Here is a 17045-nt window from a genome sequence, read left to right on the forward strand (position 1 = left end):
CCGCACGTGCCATAAGGTACAATCCCCGCTTTCTTTATCCACAAGGGACAAAAAATGGACGCTCGTTTTGTTCAGGCCCATAAAGAGGCGCGCTGGGCGCTGTGGCTAACCCTTCTATATCTGGTCACATGGTTAGTGGCCGCTTACTTACCTGATTCAACGCTGGGTTTTACCGGCTTACCGCACTGGTTCGAAATGGCCTGCCTGTTAACGCCGCTGGTTTTTATCGTGCTGTGCTGGGCGATGGTAAAGTTTATCTATCGCGACATTCCGTTGGAGGATGACGATGCAGCTTGAAGTTATTTTACCGCTGGTCGCCTATCTTCTGGTGGTATTCGGTCTCTCAGTTTATGCCATGCGTAAGAGAGTTACCGGTACCTTCCTGAATGAATATTTCCTTGGCAGCCGCTCCATGGGCGGGGTCGTGTTAGCGATGACGCTAACGGCAACCTACATTAGCGCCAGCTCGTTTATTGGCGGTCCTGGTGCCGCTTACAAATACGGACTGGGATGGGTGCTGCTGGCGATGATCCAGTTGCCTGCCGTCTGGCTGTCGCTGGGTATTCTCGGCAAGAAGTTCGCGATTCTGGCACGCCGTTATAATGCTGTTACCCTCAACGATATGCTATTTGCGCGCTACCAGAGCCGCCTGCTGGTATGGCTGGCAAGCCTCAGCCTGTTGGTCGCGTTTGTCGGGGCAATGACCGTACAGTTTATTGGCGGCGCACGTTTGCTGGAAACCGCAGCGGGTATCCCCTACGAAACCGGTCTGCTGATTTTTGGCGTCAGCATCGCGTTATATACGGCGTTCGGCGGCTTTCGCGCCAGTGTACTGAACGACACCATGCAGGGCATGGTGATGCTGATTGGTACTATCGTTTTGCTGGTCGGCGTCGTTCATGCTGCCGGTGGCCTTAGCAATGCGGTGGTAACCCTGCAGACTATCGACCCTAAACTGGTCTCGCCGCAGGGCGCTGATGACATTTTGTCACCCACGTTTATGACCTCATTCTGGGTGTTAGTATGCTTTGGCGTGATTGGCCTACCGCATACCGCGGTGCGCTGCATCTCTTATAAAGACAGTAAAGCGGTACACCGCGGCATTATCATCGGCACCATCGTAGTGGCGATCCTGATGTTTGGTATGCATCTGGCAGGTGCCCTGGGACGGGCGGTCATCCCTGACCTGACGGTACCGGATCTGGTTATCCCTACGCTGATGGTCAAAGTCCTGCCGCCAGTCGCTGCCGGGATTTTCCTCGCCGCACCTATGGCTGCGATTATGTCGACGATCAATGCCCAATTGCTGCAAAGTTCCGCTACGATCATTAAGGATCTGTACCTGAACCTTCGCCCGGAACAGCTGGAAAACGAAACCCGGCTGAAACGCATGTCGGCAGTGATTACCCTGCTGTTGGGCGCGTTACTGTTGCTGGCCGCCTGGAAACCGCCAGAGATGATTATCTGGCTGAATCTGCTGGCGTTTGGCGGGCTGGAAGCCGTCTTCCTGTGGCCTCTGGTGCTGGGCCTCTATTGGGAGCGGGCAAACGCGTCAGGCGCATTGAGCGCGATGATTGTCGGCGGCGTGCTTTATGCTCTACTCGCCACCTTTAACGTTCAGTTCCTGGGCTTCCACCCAATCGTGCCCTCGTTACTGATAAGCTTGCTAGCTTTCCTGATAGGCAACCGTTTCGGTTCCGCCGTCCCGCAAGCCGCCATATTGACTACTGATAAATAAAGAGTTTTGCCATGCCATGGATCCAACTGAAACTGAACACGACCGGTGCCAACGCTGAAGAGTTGAGCGATGCGCTGATGGAAGCGGGCTCCGTTTCCATTACTTTCCAGGATACGCATGATACGCCGGTGTTTGAACCTCTGCCGGGCGAGACTCGCCTGTGGGGTGATACCGACGTTATCGGCTTGTTCGATGCAGAAACCGACATGAAAGAAGTGGTTGCCATCCTGGAACAGCATCCGCTGCTGGGTGAAGGCTTCGCGCATAAAATCGAACAGCTCGAAGACAAAGACTGGGAACGCGAATGGATGGATAACTTCCACCCGATGCGCTTTGGTGAACGTCTGTGGATTTGCCCAAGCTGGCGCGATGTCCCGGATGAGAATGCTGTCAACGTGATGCTGGACCCGGGTCTGGCATTTGGCACAGGCACGCACCCCACTACCTCTCTGTGCCTGCAATGGCTGGACGGTCTTGATCTTAACGGTAAAACGGTTATCGACTTTGGCTGCGGCTCCGGCATTCTTGCCATTGCGGCACTGAAGCTGGGTGCGGCGAAAGCCATTGGCGTGGATATCGACCCGCAGGCGATTCAGGCCAGCCGTGATAACGCCCAGCGTAATGGTGTTTCTGAGCGTCTGGAGCTTTATCTGCCGAAAGACCAGCCAGAGGCGATGAAAGCCGACGTGGTGGTCGCCAACATCCTTGCTGGCCCATTACGTGAACTGGCTCCGTTAATCAGCGTACTGCCCGTTGAGGGCGGTTTGCTTGGGCTTTCTGGTATTCTTGCCAGCCAGGCGGAAAGCGTCTGTGAAGCCTATGCCGATCTCTTTACGCTCGATCCGGTTATCGAGAAAGAAGAGTGGTGTCGTATTACCGGCCAGAAAAAATAATCCCTTCCGGCGTGGTGATCTGACCACGCCATTTTCAGACAATTGACCAGCATACCGACACTTTCCTCAGCGATATAATAATCAATTGATTTTGTTATTTTTTATATTGAGTTTCGTTGAGTAAACGTATGCGTTTCAACTGTTTTACAACAACTTTGCTGGCAGCATGCATGATGCCACTGACCACGCTGGCCGTACCATGGGGATATACCGAAGAAAACGGCCCCGCACGATGGGGAGAAATCAGCAAAGCGTATGCAACGTGCCAGACAGGCATAAACCAATCCCCCATAGACATCCAGACCACCACAACCAGTAAACTCGGTCTCCCCGCGCTAAACATGCAGTACGTCGATGGCCCAACTAGATTTCGGAGCATTAACCATACGTTGCAAGCAACGATGAGTAGTTACGCATCTAATTCTATTGAAATTGATGAAACGCTTTATTATTTAAAACAATTTGATTTTCACGCCCCGAGTGAACATACCCTCAACGGTAAAACCTATCCGCTGGAGATGCAGTTGCTCCACAAAAATCAATCCGGAGACATTGCTATTGTGGCGGTTATGTTTGACGTGGGTGAACAGAACCAGGCGATTCAAAATTTGTGGGAGTCCTTTCCAACCATGGAGGACAGCAGCATGGACATCTTCTCGCCGGTCGATATCCACCAGCTTTTACCCGACAATAAAACCTACTGGCGCTACCGTGGTTCGTTAACAACACCTCCCTGCACCGAAGGCGTCACCTGGTCTGTCCTGAAAACGCCTGTTGCTCTTTCTGCCGAACAGTTGGATAAATTTCACTACATTGTTGGGCCAGCAAACAATCGCCCGCTGCAGCCGTTGAATGAACGCAAGATTACGGACAGCTATTCTGGGGATACCGAGATCCTGTACTAAAATGAGGTAGCGATCACACAATGACGAGGTAATTTGCCGATTAATTCAGCAGAATATCTTGTCAGTACCGTCTGCAGCTGAAGAAAAAATGAGAAGTTACGCAAAATTATATGTGTATATAAAATCGACACATTTTTATAATGCGATGATTTATATGATTAAATATTTTCATGCGTTCACATTTACGGCAATTCATTGATCCACCTCAGTGGATTGGTCAAAGTTTGGCCTTTCATCTCGTGCGAAAAATGCGTAATATACGCCGCCTTGCAGTCACAGTATGGTCATTTCTTAACTCATGCGCATCGGACAATACCAGCTCAGAAATCGCCTGATCGCAGCACCTATGGCTGGCATCACTGACAGACCATTCAGGACGCTGTGCTATGAGATGGGAGCAGGATTGACAGTATCCGAGATGATGTCTTCTAACCCGCAGGTTTGGGAAAGTGACAAGTCTCGTTTACGGATGGTGCACGTTGATGAGCCAGGAATTCGCACGGTGCAAATTGCCGGTAGTGACCCTGTTGAGATGGCCGATGCCGCACGTATTAACGTGGAAAGCGGCGCCCAAATTATTGATATCAATATGGGGTGTCCGGCTAAAAAAGTGAATCGCAAGCTTGCAGGTTCAGCCCTCTTGCAGCACCCGGATTTAGTGAAATCAATACTAACCGAGGTCGTCAATGCAGTGGACGTTCCTGTCACACTCAAGATTCGCACCGGCTGGGCTCCGGAACACCGTAACTGCGTAGAGATTGCCCAACTGGCTGAAGACTGTGGCATTCAGGCTCTGACCATTCATGGACGCACCCGCGCCTGTTTGTTCAATGGAGATGCTGAGTACGACAGTATTCGGGCAGTTAAGCAGAAAGTTTCCATTCCGATTATCGCGAATGGCGACATTACTGACCCGCATAAAGCCAGAGCTGTACTCGACTATACGGGGGCGGATGCCCTGATGATAGGACGTGCAGCTCAGGGAAGACCCTGGATCTTTCGGGAAATCCAGCATTATCTGGACACTGGGGAGCTGCTGCCCCCGCTGCCTATGGCAGAGGTGAAGCGCTTGCTTTGTGCGCACATTCGGGAACTGCACGACTTTTATGGTCAGGCAAAAGGGTACCGAATTGCGCGTAAACACGTATCCTGGTATCTCCAGGAACACGCTCCGGATGACCAGTTTCGGCGCACATTCAACGCCATTGAAGATTCCAGCGAACAGCTGGCGGCGTTGGAGGCATACTTCGAAAATTTTGCGTAAACAGAAATAAAGAGCTGACAGAACTATGTTCGAACAACGCGTAAATTCTGACGTACTGACCGTTTCTACCGTTAACTCTCAGGACCAGGTAACTCAAAAGCCCCTGCGTGACTCGGTTAAACAGGCACTGAAGAACTATTTTGCTCAATTGAATGGTCAGGATGTGAATGATCTCTATGAGCTGGTACTGGCTGAAGTAGAACAGCCCCTGTTGGACATGGTGATGCAATACACCCGCGGTAACCAGACCCGTGCTGCCCTGATGATGGGCATCAACCGTGGTACGCTGCGTAAAAAACTGAAAAAATACGGCATGAACTGATACTAATCAGTTAAATGTTTGTTTTAAAAGGCGCTACTCGGCATGGGGAAGCGCCTTTTTTATTGACGTCACACGGGAGGCTTTGGCGATGAACGCGAGATGTGAACCTGTCTATTTTGGCGATGAATCTAAAAAGATAATCCTGGGTGACGCGCTAACTGAACTGAAAAAACTGCCGTCTGAAAGTGTCGAACTCATTTTTGCTGACCCTCCTTATAACATCGGGAAAGACTTTGACGGGATGGTGGAATCCTGGGACGAAGAGGCCTTTCTGGCGTGGTTGTTTGAGTGCATCGACGAGTGCCATCGCATCCTCAAACCACACGGCACCATGTACATCATGAACAGTACGGAGAACATGCCGTACATCGACCTCAAATGCCGCCCGCTTTTTACCATCAAGAGTCGTATCGTGTGGTCATACGATAGCTCAGGGGTACAAGCCAAAAATTACTTTGGTTCGATGTATGAACCGATCCTGATGATGGTAAAAGATCAGAAAAACTACACATTTAATCGTGACGATATTCTGGTTGAAGCCAAAACTGGCGCTAAACGCGCGCTAATAGACTACAGAAAAAACCCGCCGCAGCCATACAATCAGAAAAAAGTGCCGGGCAATGTCTGGGAGTTCCCACGCGTACGCTATCTGATGGACGAATACGAAAACCACCCCACCCAGAAACCCAAAGCCCTCCTGGAGCGTATAATTCTGGCGTCCTCGAACCCAGATGACAAGGTACTCGATCCGTTCGCCGGCAGCTTCACCACCGGTGCTACCGCCGTGGAATTGGGTCGCAAGTTTGTCGGGATTGAGATCAATACTGAATACGTAAAAATGGGGCTCAGAAGACTGAGTATCGGTTCTCATTTTTCAGAAATTGAGCTTGCCAAGGTGAAAAAACGTAAGACAAAAAACCTGTCTAAAAAGAGTCGATTGACGGCAAAGAGTGGCGATCTTTCAACAAAGTAAAGGCATTGTAAGTCTGCTTTTCAGCTTAAAAATTTCGTGTATATTCCCTGCACGCTTGGGCATGAATACACAGGGTTTAGGAATGATTCGCAAGTATTGGTGGCTGGTTGTTTTTGCGGTCTTCGTTTTTCTTTTTGATGCGCTGCTCATCCAATGGATAGAGCTGATGACAACAGAGCACGACAAGTGCCGGAATATGAACTCAGTGAATCCCCTTAAGCTGGTCAACTGCGTCGACCTCGAATAGCACCTCAGGTAATGCTTCGACAGCCGTCAGCCTCTGGCGGTAAAAACTATCCGACCTGGTTTTCACTCTGCATTAATTGCATGACGCTACCGTCTGGGCTTAACATTTTTAGTACATTATCAACTAATACTGGAGCTTGCCCATATAGATCATAACTCACTGGATTCATTAACCAGTTTTTTATAATTCCGCTAAAACTACCGTGCAGAATAATGATGATGACATCTAAATCAAGAGTGGTGGCAATCAGATTGTCATCTACACACTTTTGCAGGGAATCACGAATGCTTTGATGACTGATACCTATTTTATCGCGAATAGCCTGCTCAGATATCATATCGTTATGAAATTCACACTTATGATATAAAATCTGCATTAATGCCTGCTGACGAGGGTTCTCTGCAATATATTGTAATCCCACCACAAACTTTTCTCGCAATCGCTGTAAAGGGTTATCCCCCCAACGACCAATTAGCTTGTCCTGAATCAGATCGCGTAAAGGTGGTTGTTGTAACCATAGCTCATTAAACAGTTGAGTTTTATTTTCGAAATGCCAATAGAGCGCGCCACGCGTCACGCTGGCGGCATCCGCAATGTCGTTTAGCGTCGTATTGCTTACGCCACGTGCGGCAAACTGTACAATCGCCGTTTCTATCAGGTGCTGCCGCGTTTTGAGGGCATCAGCTTTCGTTTTTCTGGCCATGGTTCCGACTGTCTGAGGTAGAGTAGAGAATGATTAACTTTCTTATCTAATATTTGCGACACGGAACAAATGTATCACTTAGCATTTATTTAAACGAGTTCTAAAAAATATTATTACGGACTTTGCACACGAATAAACAAAACGAATACCAATAAACAATATATTCACAAACCAAATGTTTATTTCAACTTGTGTTTATGCGAATCATAGTATTGCTATTAACACCACAATGAAACAGCTGTCGATTAATCTTTTTTTGCTTTTACGTGCCGTGTATCGTGCCTATAAATAAGTATTGCTTACATCGCAAGCTAATAATTTGTAGGATAGCCAACTATTATTTTTCTTGTGCGCGTTATCGCCCCCTGCGTTACCCGGTTAATAACGAGCGTTCGGTTTTTTAAGGAATAGAAATGACGAAAAATGCCAGGTTTTCACTCCTGCCCTCATTCATCATCGTCTCCGCAGCATTACTCGCCGGTTGTAACGATCAGGGAGAAACACAAGCTCATCCCGCAGAACCGCAGGTGACTGTCCATGTCGTCGAAAAGGCTCCTTTAGCCGTAACGACCGAATTACCCGGGCGCACAACGGCATTTCGAATTGCAGAAGTTCGTCCCCAGGTCAGCGGGATAGTGCTTAAACGGAATTTCACTGAGGGAAGCGATATTGAAGCCGGACAGTCACTTTATCAGATCGATCCCGCGACTTATCAGGCTGACTATGACAGCGCCAAAGGTGAACTGGCGAAGAGTGAAGCGGCGGCTGCAATCGCGCATTTAACGGTGAAACGCTATGTGCCGTTGGTTGGCACCAAGTACATCAGCCAGCAAGAGTACGATCAGGCAATTGCTGATGCTCGTCAGGCCGATGCCTCCGTGATCGCGGCAAAAGCGGCGGTCGAAAGCGCGCGTATCAATCTGGCCTACACCAAAGTGACATCGCCAATTAGCGGACGCATCGGTAAATCTAACGTCACCGAAGGTGCATTAGTCACGAATGGCCAGGCTACTGAGCTTGCTACCGTTCAACAGCTCGATCCCATTTACGTCGACGTGACACAGTCCAGTAACGACTTTATGCGCCTCAAACAGTCCGTTGAACAAGGGAGTCTGCATAAAGACAGCGCCAGCAGTACTGTCGAACTGGTGATGGAAAATGGTCAGTCATACCCGCTAAAAGGCTCTTTGCAGTTTTCTGATGTGACGGTTGATGAAAGCACCGGATCAATCACCCTCAGAGCCGTGTTCCCTAACCCGCAGCACACGCTGTTGCCGGGCATGTTTGTGCGCGCACGCATTGATGAAGGCGTCCAGCCGAATGCCATTCTCGTTCCGCAGCAGGGGGTAACGCGTACGCCTCGCGGCGATGCCACCGTAATGGTCGTTAACGACAAGAGTCAGGTTGAGTCTCGCGCAGTCGTTGCCGCACAAGCTATTGGTGACAAGTGGCTCATTAGCGAAGGCCTGCAACCGGGTGACAAAGTTATCGTGAGCGGCTTACAGAAAGCACGTCCAGGCGTTCAGGTTAAAGCAACCGCCGATACCGAAACCCCTGCCACGAAAGCCCAATAAGGTAACCGGACATGGCTAACTTTTTTATCAGGCGTCCTATCTTTGCCTGGGTATTGGCTATCATTCTGATGATGGCGGGTGCTCTGGCAATCATGCAACTGCCCGTGGCACAGTACCCGACCATTGCGCCTCCTGCGGTCGCTATTTCTGCCACCTACCCTGGTGCGGATGCACAGACGGTTCAGGATACAGTCACACAGGTTATCGAACAGAATATGAATGGTATCGATAACCTGATGTATATGTCCTCCACCAGCGACTCAGCCGGGAGTGTGACTATTACGCTGACTTTCCAGTCCGGTACCGATCCCGATATCGCGCAAGTGCAGGTGCAAAATAAACTGCAGCTCGCCACTCCGCTACTGCCGCAAGAAGTTCAGCAGCAAGGGATCAGCGTCGAGAAATCCAGCAGCAGCTTTTTGATGGTCGCGGGTTTTGTTTCTGACAACCCACAAACCACACAGGATGACATTTCCGATTACGTCGCCTCGAACGTTAAAGACTCAATCAGCCGTCTGAATGGCGTGGGTGACGTGCAGCTGTTTGGTGCACAGTACGCCATGCGCATCTGGCTGGATGCAAACTTATTGAATAAATATCAGCTCACGCCGGTTGATGTGATCAATCAGTTGAAGGTACAGAACGATCAGATTGCCGCAGGTCAGTTAGGGGGGACGCCTGCATTACCTAACCAGCAGCTGAACGCTTCTATCATTGCGCAAACGCGATTGAAAGACCCTGAAGAGTTCGGCAAAGTGACTTTACGCGTGAACAGCGATGGTTCGGTTGTTCACCTGAAAGACGTCGCGCGTATCGAGTTGGGCGGGGAAAACTACAACGTCGTGGCGCGTATTAACGGTAAGCCTGCATCCGGCCTTGGGATCAAGCTGGCAACCGGGGCAAACGCGCTGGATACCGCGAACGCTATTAAAGCCAAGCTGGTTGAACTGCAACCATTCTTCCCGCAGGGAATGAAGGTGGTCTACCCGTACGACACGACGCCATTTGTGACCATCTCCATTCATGAAGTGGTAAAAACGCTGTTTGAAGCGATCGTGCTGGTGTTCCTGGTCATGTATTTGTTCCTGCAAAACATCCGGGCAACGCTCATTCCGACCATCGCCGTACCTGTCGTATTGTTGGGCACATTTGCCGTGCTTGCTGCGTTTGGCTACTCAATAAACACCCTGACGATGTTCGGCATGGTGCTCGCCATCGGTCTATTGGTCGATGATGCGATAGTGGTGGTAGAAAACGTGGAACGCGTGATGATGGAGGATCATCTGCCGCCCAAAGAGGCGACGGAAAAATCCATGTCACAAATACAGGGAGCACTGGTTGGTATTGCTATGGTGCTGTCTGCGGTATTTATCCCGATGGCCTTCTTTGGCGGTTCAACCGGGGCTATCTATCGGCAGTTTTCCATCACCATCGTTTCCGCCATGGCGCTTTCAGTACTGGTCGCGCTGATCCTGACTCCCGCACTTTGTGCAACGCTGCTGAAGCCCGTATCAGCTGAACATCACGAGAAAAGAAGCGGTTTCTTTGGCTGGTTCAATGCCAAATTCGATCACAGCGTCAATCACTACACCAATAGCGTCAGCGGTATTGTGCGTAAAACTGGGCGTTACCTGGTCGTCTACCTGATAATCGTCATCGGGATGGCGGTGCTGTTTATGCGCCTGCCAACATCCTTCCTGCCAGAGGAAGATCAGGGCGTCTTCCTGACGATGATTCAACTTCCTGCAGGCGCCACGCAAGAACGCACCCAGAAGGTGCTGGATCAGGTCACCCACTACTACCTGAACAATGAAAAAGCCAACGTTGAAAGCGTCTTTACGGTTAACGGCTTTAGCTTCAGCGGCCAGGGGCAAAACTCAGGGATGGCGTTCATCAGCCTCAAGCCCTGGGAAGAACGTAGCGGTAACGAAAATAACGTTGAATCAATTATCGCCCGCGCTACCCGAGCGTTTAGTCAGATTCGTGATGGTCTGGTGTTCCCTTTCAACATGCCAGCCATCGTTGAACTGGGTACCGCAACGGGCTTCGACTTCGAGCTGATTGACCAGGGCGGGTTGGGACATGCTGCGCTAACCCAGGCACGTAACCAACTGCTGGGCATGGTTGCCAAACACCCTGACCTGTTGGTTCGTGTGCGTCCAAACGGGCTCGAGGATACCGCACAGTTCAAGCTGGATGTCGATCAGGAGAAAGCGCAAGCGCTTGGTGTCTCACTGTCTGATATCAACGAAACCATCTCAGCTGCGCTGGGCGGCTATTACGTCAATGACTTCATTGACCGTGGCCGCGTGAAAAAAGTGTACGTACAAGCCGATGCCAAGTTCCGTATGTTACCGGAGGACATCAATAATCTTTATGTTCGTAGCGCCAATGGCGAAATGGTTCCATTCTCCACGTTCAGTTCCGCACACTGGATCTACGGCTCACCGCGCCTGGAGCGCTATAACGGTATGCCTTCTATGGAACTGCTGGGAGAAGCAGCGCCTGGCAGAAGTACCGGTGAAGCAATGGCGCTAATGGAAAGCCTGGCGGAAAAACTGCCAAACGGTATTGGTCATGACTGGACGGGGATGTCCTATCAGGAACGACTGTCGGGTAACCAGGCTCCTGCGCTGTATGCCATCTCGCTAATCGTTGTTTTCCTTTGCCTTGCCGCATTGTATGAAAGCTGGTCTATTCCTTTCTCGGTGATGCTGGTTGTACCGCTCGGTGTTGTGGGAGCATTGTTAGCAGCATCACTACGTGGGATGAATAACGATGTGTATTTCCAGGTTGGCTTACTAACCACAATCGGCCTCTCGGCTAAGAACGCCATCCTGATCGTCGAGTTTGCCAAAGACCTAATGGATAAAGAAGGCAAGGGGTTGATTGAAGCGACGCTGGAGGCATCGCGCATGCGTCTTCGTCCTATCCTGATGACATCCCTGGCCTTTATTCTGGGGGTTATGCCTCTGGTTATCAGTCACGGTGCAGGTAGTGGTGCACAGAATGCGGTCGGTACAGGTGTTATGGGAGGAATGCTGACCGCAACATTGTTGGCTATCTTCTTCGTCCCCGTCTTCTTTGTTGTCGTAAGACGGCGTTTTAGTCGGCACAACGATTAATTTGTAAAATAAAGGCGTCTACGGACGCCTTTTTCACCAACGATGCTCCTCTTTATTTATTAGTAAGATAGCCATTTATTTCATTTAAACTATCCCTCTAAATTCGCCTGCAACCTTTCTTTTTATCCATTATTTTTACAATCCACATGAATTGAGATTATTCCTCATGTCAGTCCTTTTTTAAGAAGTGGTAAAATAATCACCGAGTTCGCAGATGGCTTAGCGTTTGTCTTTGCTTAATTAGCGAAACGCTTATTTTGAGGTAACACCATGAAAAGATTAATATCCGTTGCATTGCTTACCGCATTCCTGGCTGGCTGTGCACACGATTCTCCTTGCGTACCTGTATACGACGATCAGGGGCGCCTGGTTCATACCAATACCTGTATGAAAGGCACCACCCAGGATAACTGGGAAACAGCCGGAGCCATCGCCGGTGGTGCTGCAGCCGTTGCCGGACTGACGCTTGGGATTGTCGCCCTGACCAAATAAATCATCTTAAAAGCGCGGTTATTACCGCGCTTTTAGCAACAAGCATAAAATCTACATATAAGACAAAACGTTGCTTAATAGAACCTGACATGTAATAAAATTATTATAGATTTCACTCACACATCCGCGATTTGAAATTAGCATTTTTTCTGTTTTTCGTAACACCACATTTTTTTCATTATTCTCACGACATTAATATTAACGCCAGAAATCGTTATCACGCGTCCTGTCTGATTTTTAAATTTTTTGCGCCGAAATGTGGCTTACGTTTCAATTTTGCACCACTTCAGGGCGCTGCATTTATTTTTTCCTGTCTACACTCTGCATATTGCGTCGAATAATCAGGCGCAAAAAACTGGCACTACCTTTGCTTAAAAGAGTATGGCCAAAGCCACTGACAGGTAAAAGACGTTTTCAGAACGTTTCCATAACAATAATTCCTCCACACAGGATGCTCTATGAAAAAGATGATAATCGCCAGCCTGGCTGCGGCCGGTGTGCTGCTTGCTGTTGCAAATCAGGCACATGCCGGCGCAACACTTGATGCCGTAAAGAAAAAAGGGTTTGTGCAATGTGGGATCAGCGACGGCTTGCCTGGCTTTTCTTACGCCGATGCAAGCGGCAAGTTCTCGGGTATTGATGTTGATGTATGTCGTGGCGTTGCCTCCGCCGTATTTGGCGATGATAGCAAAGTAAAATATACCCCGCTCACCGCCAAGGAACGCTTTACCGCATTACAGTCTGGTGAAGTCGACTTGCTCTCTCGTAATACCACGTGGACCTCTTCTCGTGATGCCGGTATGGGCATGTCCTTCACTGGTGTAACGTATTACGACGGCATTGGTTTTCTTACCCACAATAAAGCAGGCCTGAAGAGCGCTAAAGAGCTGGATGGTGCAACGGTCTGTATTCAGGCGGGAACCGATACCGAACTAAACGTGGCCGACTACTTTAAAGCCAACAAGATGAAGTACACCCCCGTCACCTTTGACCGTTCGGATGAATCAGCCAAAGCTCTGGAATCTGGACGTTGCGATACGCTGGCTTCCGACCAGTCTCAGCTGTATGCCCTACGCATCAAGCTGAGCAATCCTGCGGAATGGATCGTCCTGCCAGAAGTTATTTCTAAAGAACCTCTGGGACCTGTCGTACGTCGTGGGGACGATGAGTGGTTCTCCATTGTTCGCTGGACGCTGTTCGCCATGCTAAATGCGGAAGAAATGGGTGTTAACTCGAAAAACGTCGATGAAAAAGCGGCTAATCCAGCAACACCGGATATGGCACACCTGTTGGGTAAAGAAGGGGATTATGGCAAGGATCTGAAGCTTGATAACAAATGGGCCTACAACATTATCAAGCAAGTTGGTAACTATTCGGAGATCTTTGAACGTAACGTTGGATCGGAAAGTCCGCTGAAGATCAAACGTGGACAGAACAACCTCTGGAATAACGGTGGCATTCAATATGCGCCACCGGTGCGCTAATGCGTAGTGATGTAACGGGCGCCGCAACTGCGGCGCTCAGCCCAGAGTCATAGTTACTGAGGTTTTCTTATGTTCCATCGCCGCTCAACCGTAAAAGGATCATTATCCTTTTCTAACCCTGCGGTCCGCGCCTGGTTATTTCAAATACTCGCCGTCATTGCGGTTATCAGCATTGCGGTCTATCTCATTCATAACACGATAAATAACCTGAACAATAGCGGTATTACCTCGGGGTTTTCTTTTCTCGATCGCAGCGCCGGATTTGGCATTGTCCAACATCTGATCGATTACGAGCAAGGCGATACGTATGGTCGTGTCTTTGTGGTCGGCCTGCTCAATACGCTGTTAGTTTCAGCACTGTGCATTGTTTTCGCATCAATTCTCGGTTTCTTTCTCGGGCTGGCACGCCTGTCAGATAACTGGTTATTGCGAAAGCTCTCGACGATCTACATCGAAACGTTCCGCAATATACCGCCGCTGCTGCAGATCTTCTTCTGGTATTTCGCCGTATTACGTAACCTGCCCGGCCCACGCCAGGCCGTTAACGCGCTGGATTTGATGTTCCTGAGTAACCGGGGGCTCTATATTCCGTCCCCGCAAATGGGAGAAGGTTTTTTTGCCTTTTGCACCGCTGTTGTTATCGCTATCGTCGTCACCATCGGATTATTTCGCTTCAACAGAATGCATCAGATCAAAACCGGTCAGCTACGTCGGACCTGGCCCACAGCTCTTGCGTTGATCGTACTTTTACCGGTGATTTCACAGTGGATGTTTGGCGCTGCGCTTCACTGGGATATTCCCGCGCTCCGTGGTTTTAACTTCAGTGGCGGTATGGTGCTTATTCCTGAACTGGCGGCACTAACTCTGGCGCTTTCGGTATATACCTCGGCATTTATTGCAGAAATTATTAGGGCAGGCATTCAGGCCGTTCCTTACGGCCAACATGAAGCCGCACGCTCGCTGGGTCTACCAAATCCGGTGACGCTACGCCAGGTAATCATCCCACAGGCGCTACGCGTCATCATTCCCCCACTGACCAGCCAGTACCTGAATATCGTCAAGAACTCTTCTCTTGCAGCCGCCATTGGCTACCCGGACATGGTTTCACTGTTTGCCGGCACGGTACTCAATCAAACAGGGCAAGCCATTGAAACGATCGCCATCACCATGTCGGTATACCTGATCATCAGTCTGAGTATTTCTTTGCTGATGAATATTTATAACCGCCGTATTGCACTGATTGAGCGCTAAGGAGCCATGATGACAAAAGCACTGCTGTCTCACCCCTCGCGCCAGCGCAGCAATCCGGCAAGCCGCAGTCTACTCTGGGTGCGTAAAAACCTGTTCTCCAGTTGGTCAAATAGCCTGCTCACCCTGCTATGCGTATGGCTGATTTGGTCATTTCTTCCACCACTGTTGAACTGGGTATTTTTTCAGGCCAACTGGGTCGGCTCTACCCGGGCAGACTGCACCAAAGCGGGAGCCTGCTGGGTGTTCATTCATGAACGCTTCGGGCAATTCATGTATGGGCTTTATCCCCACGATCAGCGTTGGCGCGTAAATCTGGCCCTGATGATTGGTCTGGTTTCTATTGTTCCGATGTTCTGGAAAACCATTCCTCACCGTGGCCGCTATATCGCCATCTGGGCAGTCATTTATCCGATTGTTGTCTGGTGGCTGATGTACGGTGGTTTTTTCGGGCTTGAACGCGTAGAAACGCGGCAATGGGGCGGATTAACACTGACGCTTATTATTGCATCCGTGGGGATTGCAGGCGCGCTTCCATGGGGCATTTTACTGGCGTTGGGACGTCGTTCCCATATGCCAGTCGTGCGGGTTTTATCCGTCATTTTCATTGAGTTCTGGCGCGGTGTACCGCTGATTACCGTTCTGTTTATGTCCTCGGTCATGCTTCCTCTGTTTATGTCCGAAGGAACCAGTATCGACAAGCTTATCCGGGCGCTGGTCGGCGTTATTCTTTTCCAGTCGGCCTATGTCGCAGAAGTGGTTCGCGGAGGGTTACAGGCCCTACCAAAAGGTCAGTATGAAGCCGCGGAATCACTGGCGCTAGGTTACTGGAGAACTCAGGGGCTGGTCATTCTTCCGCAAGCCCTCAAGCTGGTTATCCCTGGCCTGGTTAACACGATTATCGCTCTGTTCAAGGATACCAGCCTGGTCATCATCATCGGTCTGTTTGATCTCTTCAGTAGCGTACAGCAGGCAACAGTGGACCCTGCGTGGCTGGGTATGTCGACGGAAGGATATGTTTTTGCCGCACTGATCTACTGGATCTTCTGTTTCAGCATGTCGCGTTACAGCCAGCATCTGGAAAAACGTTTTAACACCGGGCGTACACCGCACTGAGGAATTTATGAGCCAATTATTAATGCCGTCTACCGACTCGATGATTACACTGGAAAACGTCAACAAATGGTACGGACAGTTTCATGTCCTGAAAAACATCAACCTAAAGGTAAAACAGGGAGAGCGCATCGTATTATGCGGGCCTTCCGGTTCGGGTAAATCGACAACTATCCGCTGTATTAACCATCTTGAAGAACATCAGCAAGGACGCATTGTGGTGGATGGGATTGAACTCAATGAAGACATCCGCAATATTGAGCGCGTCCGACAAGAAGTCGGCATGGTCTTTCAGCACTTTAATCTCTTTCCTCATTTAACTGTCTTGCAAAACTGCACACTGGCGCCTATCTGGGTGCAAAAGATGCCGAAAAAAGAGGCTGAAGTACTGGCAATGCACTACCTTGAGCGGGTCCGCATTGCCGAACATGCGCATAAATATCCCGGGCAAATCTCTGGTGGACAACAACAGCGCGTGGCCATTGCACGCTCGCTGTGTATGAAACCCAAAATCATGTTATTTGATGAACCCACATCAGCGTTGGATCCTGAAATGGTAAAAGAAGTGCTGGATACCATGATAGGTCTGGCGCAATCGGGTATGACCATGCTATGTGTAACCCATGAAATGGGCTTTGCCCGCACAGTAGCTGACCGGGTGATCTTTATGGATCTTGGCGAGATTGTGGAACAGGCACCACCGGATGAGTTTTTTGCTCACCCCAAATCGGAACGCACTCGCGCGTTTTTATCGCAGGTTATTCATTAAATATATATGCCGGATACAGTTCCGGCTGATTTTCGCGTATAAATGCAAAAAGGCCATCCGAAAGGATGGCCTTTTCACTTATTTGATGTCTGGCAGTTCCCTACTCTCGCATGGAGAGACCCCACACTACCATCGGCGCTACGGCGTTTCACTTCTGAGTTCGGCATGGGGTCAGGTGGGACCACCGCGCTACAG

Annotated in this window: 16 protein-coding genes and 1 rRNA gene; 15 read left to right on the forward strand and 2 right to left on the reverse strand. The window is 49.8% G+C overall.

Features of this window, described 5'->3' with window-relative positions:
• Positions 1-54: 54 nt before the first annotated feature.
• The 8 genes from OGX92_RS05625 to OGX92_RS05660 all read left to right on the forward strand — a co-directional run bounded on the left by OGX92_RS05625 (position 55) and on the right by OGX92_RS05660 (position 6342).
• On the forward strand, positions 55-297 hold the full coding sequence (locus tag OGX92_RS05625; RefSeq protein ID WP_003828839.1) for a YhdT family protein: 243 nt from the start codon (positions 55-57) through the stop codon (positions 295-297).
• Positions 287-1738 carry a sodium/pantothenate symporter gene (gene panF / locus OGX92_RS05630; RefSeq protein ID WP_126317326.1) on the forward strand — a complete coding sequence of 484 codons (1452 nt, stop codon included), beginning with the start codon at positions 287-289 and terminating at the stop codon, positions 1736-1738. Before OGX92_RS05625 ends, panF begins: the two co-directional genes overlap by 11 nt.
• 11 nt (positions 1739-1749) lie before the next feature.
• Positions 1750-2631 carry a 50S ribosomal protein L11 methyltransferase gene (gene prmA / locus OGX92_RS05635; RefSeq protein ID WP_003025221.1) on the forward strand — a complete coding sequence of 294 codons (882 nt, stop codon included), beginning with the start codon at positions 1750-1752 and terminating at the stop codon, positions 2629-2631.
• 170 nt (positions 2632-2801) lie between these two features.
• A complete protein-coding gene (locus tag OGX92_RS05640) occupies positions 2802-3536 on the forward strand; it encodes a carbonic anhydrase (protein WP_226804259.1) in 735 nt (244 codons plus the stop codon).
• Positions 3537-3834: 298 nt separating this feature from the next.
• Positions 3835-4800, forward strand: coding sequence for a tRNA dihydrouridine synthase DusB (dusB, locus tag OGX92_RS05645; RefSeq protein WP_286586313.1), 966 nt, complete (start codon positions 3835-3837; stop codon positions 4798-4800).
• 25 nt (positions 4801-4825) lie between these two features.
• Positions 4826-5122, forward strand: a complete 297-nt coding sequence (gene fis / locus OGX92_RS05650) for a DNA-binding transcriptional regulator Fis (protein ID WP_000462905.1) — start codon at positions 4826-4828, stop codon at positions 5120-5122.
• 88 nt (positions 5123-5210) lie between these two features.
• Complete coding sequence (gene yhdJ / locus OGX92_RS05655) at positions 5211-6095, forward strand: adenine-specific DNA-methyltransferase (RefSeq protein ID WP_008785971.1); 885 nt, start codon at positions 5211-5213, stop codon at positions 6093-6095.
• A gap of 82 nt (positions 6096-6177) precedes the next feature.
• The gene (locus OGX92_RS05660; protein ID WP_003025279.1) at positions 6178-6342 is read left to right on the forward strand and encodes a DUF2556 family protein; all 165 of its coding nucleotides are present in this window, start codon (positions 6178-6180) and stop codon (positions 6340-6342) included.
• Positions 6343-6388: 46 nt separating this feature from the next.
• Here the strand turns inward: OGX92_RS05660 and envR are convergent, their stop codons facing one another.
• The gene (gene envR, locus OGX92_RS05665; RefSeq protein WP_048225757.1) at positions 6389-7045 is read right to left on the reverse strand and encodes an acrEF/envCD operon transcriptional regulator; all 657 of its coding nucleotides are present in this window, start codon (positions 7043-7045) and stop codon (positions 6389-6391) included.
• 413 nt (positions 7046-7458) lie between these two features.
• On the opposite strand from envR, the gene OGX92_RS05670 reads away from it, so the two are divergent.
• The 7 genes from OGX92_RS05670 (at position 7459) to OGX92_RS05700 (ending at position 16850) form a co-directional block, all read left to right on the forward strand.
• Complete coding sequence (locus OGX92_RS05670) at positions 7459-8619, forward strand: efflux RND transporter periplasmic adaptor subunit (protein WP_008785974.1); 1161 nt, start codon at positions 7459-7461, stop codon at positions 8617-8619.
• An 11-nt stretch (positions 8620-8630) separates the two neighbouring features.
• Complete coding sequence (locus OGX92_RS05675) at positions 8631-11744, forward strand: efflux RND transporter permease subunit (RefSeq protein ID WP_286586314.1); 3114 nt, start codon at positions 8631-8633, stop codon at positions 11742-11744.
• A 270-nt stretch (positions 11745-12014) separates the two neighbouring features.
• Positions 12015-12236: a lipoprotein gene (locus tag OGX92_RS05680; RefSeq protein WP_003025292.1), complete on the forward strand. Its 222-nt coding sequence runs from the start codon at positions 12015-12017 to the stop codon at positions 12234-12236.
• Positions 12237-12694: 458 nt separating this feature from the next.
• The gene (locus OGX92_RS05685; RefSeq protein ID WP_003828858.1) at positions 12695-13720 is read left to right on the forward strand and encodes an amino acid ABC transporter substrate-binding protein; all 1026 of its coding nucleotides are present in this window, start codon (positions 12695-12697) and stop codon (positions 13718-13720) included.
• Positions 13721-13789: 69 nt separating this feature from the next.
• Positions 13790-14971 carry an amino acid ABC transporter permease gene (locus OGX92_RS05690; protein WP_286586315.1) on the forward strand — a complete coding sequence of 394 codons (1182 nt, stop codon included), beginning with the start codon at positions 13790-13792 and terminating at the stop codon, positions 14969-14971.
• Positions 14972-14980: 9 nt separating this feature from the next.
• Complete coding sequence (locus OGX92_RS05695; RefSeq protein ID WP_003828862.1) at positions 14981-16084, forward strand: amino acid ABC transporter permease; 1104 nt, start codon at positions 14981-14983, stop codon at positions 16082-16084.
• 7 nt (positions 16085-16091) lie between these two features.
• Entirely contained in the window at positions 16092-16850 is a 759-nt protein-coding gene (locus OGX92_RS05700; RefSeq protein WP_126317321.1) for an amino acid ABC transporter ATP-binding protein, read from the forward strand.
• Positions 16851-16937: 87 nt separating this feature from the next.
• Here the strand turns inward: OGX92_RS05700 and rrf are convergent.
• Positions 16938-17045: ribosomal RNA gene (gene rrf / locus OGX92_RS05705) — 5S ribosomal RNA — on the reverse strand; the annotation flags it as partial.

Origin of the sequence: Citrobacter sp. Cpo089 (genome assembly GCF_030332695.1) — a bacterium.
GTDB classification, from domain to species: domain Bacteria; phylum Pseudomonadota; class Gammaproteobacteria; order Enterobacterales; family Enterobacteriaceae; genus Citrobacter; species Citrobacter portucalensis.

What these genes read in the sequence shown, in the direction of transcription:
- envR (WP_048225757.1), bottom strand. Translation starts at nt 7,045, where the DNA reads ATGGCCAGAAAAACGAAAGCTGATGCCCTCAAAACGCGGCAGCACCTG.
- yhdJ (WP_008785971.1), top strand. Translation starts at nt 5,211, where the DNA reads ATGAACGCGAGATGTGAACCTGTCTATTTTGGCGATGAATCTAAAAAG.
- panF (WP_126317326.1), top strand. Translation starts at nt 287, where the DNA reads ATGCAGCTTGAAGTTATTTTACCGCTGGTCGCCTATCTTCTGGTGGTA.
- prmA (WP_003025221.1), top strand. Translation starts at nt 1,750, where the DNA reads ATGCCATGGATCCAACTGAAACTGAACACGACCGGTGCCAACGCTGAA.
- OGX92_RS05685 (WP_003828858.1), top strand. Translation starts at nt 12,695, where the DNA reads ATGAAAAAGATGATAATCGCCAGCCTGGCTGCGGCCGGTGTGCTGCTT.
- OGX92_RS05695 (WP_003828862.1), top strand. Translation starts at nt 14,981, where the DNA reads ATGACAAAAGCACTGCTGTCTCACCCCTCGCGCCAGCGCAGCAATCCG.
- OGX92_RS05660 (WP_003025279.1), top strand. Translation starts at nt 6,178, where the DNA reads ATGATTCGCAAGTATTGGTGGCTGGTTGTTTTTGCGGTCTTCGTTTTT.
- OGX92_RS05700 (WP_126317321.1), top strand. Translation starts at nt 16,092, where the DNA reads ATGAGCCAATTATTAATGCCGTCTACCGACTCGATGATTACACTGGAA.
- OGX92_RS05640 (WP_226804259.1), top strand. Translation starts at nt 2,802, where the DNA reads ATGATGCCACTGACCACGCTGGCCGTACCATGGGGATATACCGAAGAA.
- OGX92_RS05670 (WP_008785974.1), top strand. Translation starts at nt 7,459, where the DNA reads ATGACGAAAAATGCCAGGTTTTCACTCCTGCCCTCATTCATCATCGTC.
- OGX92_RS05690 (WP_286586315.1), top strand. Translation starts at nt 13,790, where the DNA reads ATGTTCCATCGCCGCTCAACCGTAAAAGGATCATTATCCTTTTCTAAC.
- fis (WP_000462905.1), top strand. Translation starts at nt 4,826, where the DNA reads ATGTTCGAACAACGCGTAAATTCTGACGTACTGACCGTTTCTACCGTT.
- OGX92_RS05625 (WP_003828839.1), top strand. Translation starts at nt 55, where the DNA reads ATGGACGCTCGTTTTGTTCAGGCCCATAAAGAGGCGCGCTGGGCGCTG.
- OGX92_RS05675 (WP_286586314.1), top strand. Translation starts at nt 8,631, where the DNA reads ATGGCTAACTTTTTTATCAGGCGTCCTATCTTTGCCTGGGTATTGGCT.
- dusB (WP_286586313.1), top strand. Translation starts at nt 3,835, where the DNA reads ATGCGCATCGGACAATACCAGCTCAGAAATCGCCTGATCGCAGCACCT.
- OGX92_RS05680 (WP_003025292.1), top strand. Translation starts at nt 12,015, where the DNA reads ATGAAAAGATTAATATCCGTTGCATTGCTTACCGCATTCCTGGCTGGC.